This is a genomic window from Corynebacterium sp. p3-SID1761 (genome assembly GCF_055862885.1).
On sequence record NZ_JBSQBJ010000031.1, the window covers coordinates 1 to 6,379 of the forward strand.

Consider the following 6,379-nt stretch of genomic DNA (forward strand, 5'->3'; position numbering starts at 1 on the left):
GATTTATGGCTTGAACAGTACCGTTGCTACCACCTAGGGCTTCCCCTCCCTACGGAACTGAGCTACCCCGAAGAAGACATCTCCTTCAACCAACCACTCATCGCCAACACCGACACCGGCCTGCGCACCCGCACCATCGAACTCGACGAATCCAACAGCCAGCTCGCCGGTCAACACAGCATGACCGTCAACTCTGTTATTGACAGCCCTCTCGAACAAGCAATAACTGCCACCGGAATGGACGCCAACGGCTACATCTGGGAAGGACTATTAAGTCACTGGGCACAACAACACCACGGCAACCTCACTATCGATGCCTCCGCAGAAAACTCAACCATCACCGGCGACAGAAAAATCATCACCGAACTCCGACACTGGCTCACCAAACTAGCCACCAATTCCGACGCCGTCGCCGAAGCCATCAAGAACGCGCAAGCCGACGGAATTGAATTCGACAACTAGCAACCCCACTCCACACGACGCACATGACAAACGTCTTGGGATTGCTCGATGCCGAATGCGTAACTTCATAGGGCTAGTTGAGATCTGCGGCGCTCGACTTGAAGCGTCCTGGGTTTAGTTCCGCTTCTTTTACTACCCCGTACTGACGGGCTGGGTGAGATAGTACTCGGTTTCTATTTCTTGTGGGGTGGCGTAGTCCAATGCTTCGTGAAGCCGCTTAGTGTTCCACCAATGAACCCATCGCAAGGTCGCCAACTCAACTTCTCCCACTGACGTCCACGGGCCCTGAGCATGAATCAGTTCAGCCTTGTAGAGACCGTTGACGGTCTCGGCTAGAGCATTGTCATAAGAATCGCCGACTGTTCCCACACTCGGGCGTATTCCTGACTCAGCTAGCGCGGTGGAATACTTCAGTGACACGTACTGGCTACCCCGATCGCTATGGTGAATTAGCTGGTTTCCATGGATTCGCCCTGCAGTCGTTAACGCATGCTCCAAAGCCTCCATCGGCAGCGCGTCGGTGCGCATTGTCGAGCGTGTAGCAACACCAACAATTTTTCGGCTGAATACATCCACGACAAACGCGGTATAGGCGAATCCTGACAGGGTGCGAACGTAGGTAATGTCGCCCAACCCACAGCCTGCCTGGTGCCTGCGCACGGAAGTTTCGGCGCACAAGGTCCGGGCGATGATCCGGTGCCTTCGGGCTGATCGTTGTTACTGGGGTTCGCCCACGTCTGCGGCCGGAAACACCTGCTAGCTTCATCAGACGTGCGGTCTTGTCGCGACCGATATGAAAACCTTCACGGTTCATCGCGTGCCACATTTTGCGGATGCCGTAGACCGAGAAATTCTCCGCATGCACACGCTGTATCTCTGGGATGAGCAGGCTATCGCTTAAGGCCCTTGCGCTGGGAACACGAGTGGTCGCCTTGCGGTAGCCGCGTGAGGTGATGAATCCACGATCTGCTTGTCGAAGGACACGGCAGATGGCCTCGACCCCAAATTGATCTTTGTACGCGTCTATGTAGGAGATCATGTGGTCGTGGGTCGGTCGAGTTCCGCTGCGAAAAAAGCCGAAGCAGTTTTAAGAATCCCGTTTGCTCGTTTCAGCTCCCGGTTCTCTCGACGCAGACGCCTGAGCTCTTCTTCCATTGTTTCGCTATCTGGCGTTGTGCGGCCGTCTCGTGTGGAGGCACTGTCGCGGTACCAAGCCCGCAACGTGTGGTGGGATACTCCGAGGAGCTCACCGATCTCCGTGTAGGCGCGTTGCCGTGAGCAGGACTCCAGACGGACCATCTCTAAGACTTGATGGACCGCCTTCTCCTTGAATTCGGCGGAATACTTTCTGGGCATAGTGCCAATCCTTCCTTAGCAAAGGTAGGAACTAAACCCAGGACGCTTCAGTGCATATCTGGTTTCGGTTTTACCAGTCGCTTCTGGGTTCGTAGAACACCCAGAACCCGTTGGGGCTAGAGCCTCGGGTAGCGTCCGGGCAAGGGTATGTTGACCACACAGCCTTCTTAGTCGACGTTCTGGGGTTGAAGTGCCACGAGGTTAGCCTCGATGAGCTTAAAGCTGCTGGAGTTCCAGCGAAAGACCGATCAGCTGTGCAAGCCTGGCTCAACGGAAGGAATACCGACGCTTATGTCTACTCCTATATGGACAAAACCGGCAACCAGATGCAGTACATTGGAATGACCAATGATCCTGTTGCTCGGGCAGGCCAGCACGGTAATCGGTTTGGGACCGACATGGAGCGTGCGGATTTGGATCCTACCAAGCTCAGCTCGGGCGCAGATTCGCTGACCCGACGCCAAGCGAGATCCTTTGAAGAGCTTGGAATAGATACGCTACATATGCAGAAGGATGGTGGCCAGTTACTGAATGCTCGACACGAAGTTTCGCCAAAGGGAGTCGCTCCTACGCATGTACGACAGGGCGCCCTCTTGTGGGCTCAGCACATGGTAGATACCGGAGCAGTTAAAGTAATCGGTCTTTAGGCCGAAATATCGGAGATCAATATGTCTTATCAAATCGTATTTTCAGACGCCCACAAATCAGTCCGTCGATTTAACGACATCCACCTTGGCCTCAAAGTAAAGAATGGATATCTCGATGCGTACTTGTTGAGGGCGAAATGGCAAACCGGTTTTGGGTTTCTCATGGGGATACCCTTGACAACTAATAATCTTTCGATTCTTGGGGTTGCGGACAGTGGGAAAGCTTCTACCATGAAAAAAGATGAGAATGAATGGATAATTCCCCCCTTCTGTCTGCAGCATTCATTTCTGGGAAAATACGGCGCGTTTAAGCGAATCGCCAAGCTAGAAACTAAAGACTATGCCTTCGATCCAGATAACACTGCGATTCTAAGTGATGCGGCAGCCTACGATCCAAACACACGACAGTTTGTTCCGAAAGAAGTTTTGGATGGAACAAGTTCAAGTGGACACACAGTGACACTCAACAGAGAAAAATGGTCGATTAAGATGTTCGTGTCAGGTATGGCCGTTCGCGCGGCCAGTGCCGAAGAACGAACTTTGCCATTGGTTCCGCGGACGGTTTTTTCATTGAGAAGCCTAGACCTGTGGATCGAGCAATTCAGATGTTGGTGCCTAGATGCTCCCATACCCACACAGGCAAGCACAGACGAGGATTAACCCGACCTTCTTCCAGACTCCTTACTACCAGTCTCCACCCTAGATCAGGTCGAGTTACTCCAGACCAATACGGCTGGTCGGGTGGTGCAGACGGTGACTAAGCGGTTGGGTAAAAAGCCGTTGGTGCATCAGCTTTTACGCCACCGGGCAGCAGCTTGTGGGCTGTGGTTTAGTGTGGTCGGTTGATCCGACCACTGGTGAGGTGATCGGTCAGGACACTGTTGCTGCTGGTAATGGGTGTGGGGTGACCACCTCGGCTAGGCCGGGTGGCGCAGAGTTTGTATGGGAAGCGGACTTGGGATGGTGGGGTGTCGAGTCCGTTGTTGTTTGCTGGTCAGTACGAGGATGCGGAGTCGGGGTGGATGTATAACCGTTTCCGGTATTACCAGCCGGTGGTGGGTTCGTATAACGCCTAGAACCCGTTGGGGCTAGCGCCTCAGGTGGCGTCCGGGCAGGGCTATGTTGACCACGCAGCCTTGTTGGTCGACGTACTGGGGTTGATGGCGCACTGTCAGAAGGATGCGCTAATTAATGCGAAAGTTGGAACAACTGATGGGGGTCCGGGTGTTTGGGAACGGGTTAACGAGTCTATGTCGGATCGTGCGAGGATGTATCAAGAGACTGTTACGGGTGTTCCTTCCGAAATTGGTTATCGGGTTAACGGTGTAAAATTTGACGGATTTAAGAACGGTACTCTCATTGATGCGAAGGGTCCCGGATATGAGAAATTCCTGAACACTGAAAGAACCAAAACTTTACCATGGTATCGTGGTGGGGACTTGTTGATGAATCAGGCGAGAGCTCAAGTTCGAGCAGCTGGAGACACACCAGTGAAATGGATTGTCGCAGAAGCAGATTTCGCCCAATATTTAAGCGGGCAGTTTATGGAGACAGGTATCCCAATTGACGTCGTCCACCGTCCCTTTGCCCGCAACTAAAGAACGTTAAGCGTGGTTAAAATGTCGAGATTTGGTTTTTACTGGCGGTCCACCCAACACGATTTGCAAGATGACGTGGATCTAGTGCTAGCGGTGCATCGGATTCTCGCGCAAATGGCTCCCCGCTTCGGGGAATGGTGGCTTAAAGGAGATTCTCCCGAACCAAACGACCCCATCGAATTTTCACAACATTGCGTCAGAAAAATTTTAATCGATGGAATGGGTTTTGAGGGAACCGAGCCAGGAGTTCTTAGTGAGCTAGGCACTTCTTTAAGTGGTTGGTCACCGGCCGATCCCCTCGAGACAATGTCGTTTCGATTAAATGTTTGTCCAGACTGGTTCGAAACTAATTTATTTGAAATTGAGTTCTCATCGGATATTACGATAGGAGAATTACCCCTTCCAGAATCTGACTGTATTGAGCTCTTCTCAAAACTTAATGGCGTTCTTAAACCCGATCGTTCAGCTCTGACATCGCCGAAATGGAGTCTCAAATTACGATCCACGTCTAAGGCGAAGAGTGTCGGCTGGTTAACTTTCACTCGGAATAGGGTTCCAGAGCAAAAGTTTTCTCCCAATTTTGCCCACGTCATTCAGGCTAGCGAGGGTTCCCTTGTGAAATTGTGCTCCCCACCGGGCGAGATCACAATAGCAGATCTGCAACTCGTGCAAGACGCCATCGAAAATTAGTGACGCCGCCGATCGTACTATCGGTTGCTCTTGTCATCTTATTGCCACCGGTTCCCTGATTTCCTTCTATTTTTTAATTTAGTTACTGATCCCTGGTTCACCTAGATATTGCAGGGTTAGAAACCTAAATGCTTCCGCGCAGCACACCGAGACGTATTCAAGAAGATTCTCTTTTGCAAAGGCTTGGAGTAGGAACTACTCCACAGGGGGCAAAAGGACCTGACGTAACGTTCGAACTGCCAGATTCCAAGCAGATCATGTGGATGGATTGTACTACTAAAAAGGCGTGGCCTCGTCATTACAATAGCTATGGCGCGGTAGAAGGTGTGGGTGAGAACTTGCACCAAGCACTTTACAGCGACACAGGGTACGCTAGCATTAGGGATCTCAAGGGTAAAGTCTTTTGATTGAGAAGTCGTGAATTTTAAAGAACGATGGCGTCAATCTTTGGGAGAGGAAAACGCTATCCTGCGTACGCCTCCTCAAGGCGTGGTGAATGGAAGGAAAGACTTTCGGGGTTTCTCATGGAAAGAGACGAGTCCGACCACCTCATTCCTGCGCTGTAGGGAATTAGTTTAAAACGTTGATCTTTCCTACTCGGATAAAGATGCTTGGTGCTTTACTAGAATTTCTTTGGAAAATTTTTACCTCAATAGTGCCCACCTTTCAATTATCCGTTTGCTGGATTCGACCATTAAGAATTGCCAGTTCATTGCGTGCGATGTAGCCGGTCAAGGCTCAGCAATCTTTGCTAAGTCGCATCTGATTGATACCGTCTTTGATGCCTGTCGCGGTAACGATACACGGCTTACCTTGGTAGCAAGTGCGCATGGTTCGCGGTTCATCGACTTGGACATCCGTGACGTTGGTGATAGAGAGCCCGTCAAAGCCCCCCTCATTACTGAATGCTTTTCTCGGGTACCTTGCAAGATTGGTTTCTACCTCAAGGCCGTGGTGCCCAGCAGTTTTACAAGTGTGATATTAGCCGAGCAGAACTGAAATATGTTAGCTTCCCGGGAGTCAATTTTGATCATGTTACTTCCTCGAAACGTATTTCTCCCTTCGTAATAGCCGATTGGGAGCAACATGAACCCCGTTTACGCGATGCTGTCTCGAAAGCTATAACGGAAAGAGATAGGGAAGCCAGCCTAGCTGGCCGTGCGATAAGTCGTATTCTCAAAAAGGAGCCGGAAGCGGCCTATTGGATCAAGAATCGGTGGGATCGTGTGACCTGGCGTGTGATCTAGCAGGTGCACCACAGGAACTGATCAACACCACCACCGGAACCGTAGAAGGCCGGGCCATGCAGACCCTGTACGGCACACGCACCTGGTCTGGTCGGTGTACCAGCCCGTTGTTGTTTGCCGGTCAGTACGAGGACGCGGAATCAGGGTGGGCGTACAACCGCTTCCGTTACTACAGTCCCACCCTGGGTGCTTACAACGCCCAAGCCCCACTCGGACTTGCCCCACGCCTCGCCTCAGCACAGGGGTCTGTTGACCACGCAGCACACTGGTTCGACTACCTCGGACTGCAATGCCACCAAGTCACGGTAAAAGAACTTCAATCCATGCCTGAATTCCAAAAGCTCGGCCTATCCACAGACGAAGCCACCGACGTAGCCAA

The 6,379-nt window shown here is 51.7% G+C and carries 7 protein-coding genes and 1 pseudogene; 7 read left to right on the forward strand and 1 reads right to left on the reverse strand.

All coding sequences use genetic code 11. The features are described 5' to 3' along the window. Positions 1 to 462 (forward strand): hypothetical protein (locus ACWXWJ_RS10110; protein ID WP_473964329.1); only part of this gene is annotated, 462 nt, incomplete at its 5' end. Between the two features lie 132 nt (positions 463 to 594). Here ACWXWJ_RS10110 and ACWXWJ_RS10115 read toward each other — a convergent pair. Then, positions 595 to 1,818: pseudogene (locus ACWXWJ_RS10115) on the reverse strand (IS3 family transposase). Between the two features lie 668 nt (positions 1,819 to 2,486). Here ACWXWJ_RS10115 and ACWXWJ_RS10120 point away from each other — a divergent pair. The 6 genes from ACWXWJ_RS10120 to ACWXWJ_RS10145 all read left to right on the forward strand — a co-directional run. Continuing rightward, entirely contained in the window at positions 2,487 to 3,125 is a 639-nt protein-coding gene (locus ACWXWJ_RS10120) for a hypothetical protein (RefSeq protein WP_473964330.1), read from the forward strand. 308 nt (positions 3,126 to 3,433) lie between these two features. After that, positions 3,434 to 3,541, forward strand: coding sequence for an RHS repeat-associated core domain-containing protein (locus ACWXWJ_RS10125; protein ID WP_408925828.1), 108 nt, complete (start codon positions 3,434 to 3,436; stop codon positions 3,539 to 3,541). Between the two features lie 24 nt (positions 3,542 to 3,565). Next, positions 3,566 to 4,063, forward strand: a complete 498-nt coding sequence (locus ACWXWJ_RS10130; protein WP_473964331.1) for a Tox-REase-5 domain-containing protein — start codon at positions 3,566 to 3,568, stop codon at positions 4,061 to 4,063. Positions 4,064 to 4,075: 12 nt separating this feature from the next. After that, a complete protein-coding gene (locus ACWXWJ_RS10135) occupies positions 4,076 to 4,753 on the forward strand; it encodes a hypothetical protein (protein ID WP_473964332.1) in 678 nt (225 codons plus the stop codon). A gap of 633 nt (positions 4,754 to 5,386) precedes the next feature. Next, a complete protein-coding gene (locus ACWXWJ_RS10140; RefSeq protein WP_473964333.1) occupies positions 5,387 to 5,752 on the forward strand; it encodes a hypothetical protein in 366 nt (121 codons plus the stop codon). Positions 5,753 to 5,954: 202 nt separating this feature from the next. Further along, the coding region (locus tag ACWXWJ_RS10145; RefSeq protein WP_473964334.1) for an RHS repeat-associated core domain-containing protein at positions 5,955 to 6,379 on the forward strand (425 nt) is incomplete at its 3' end.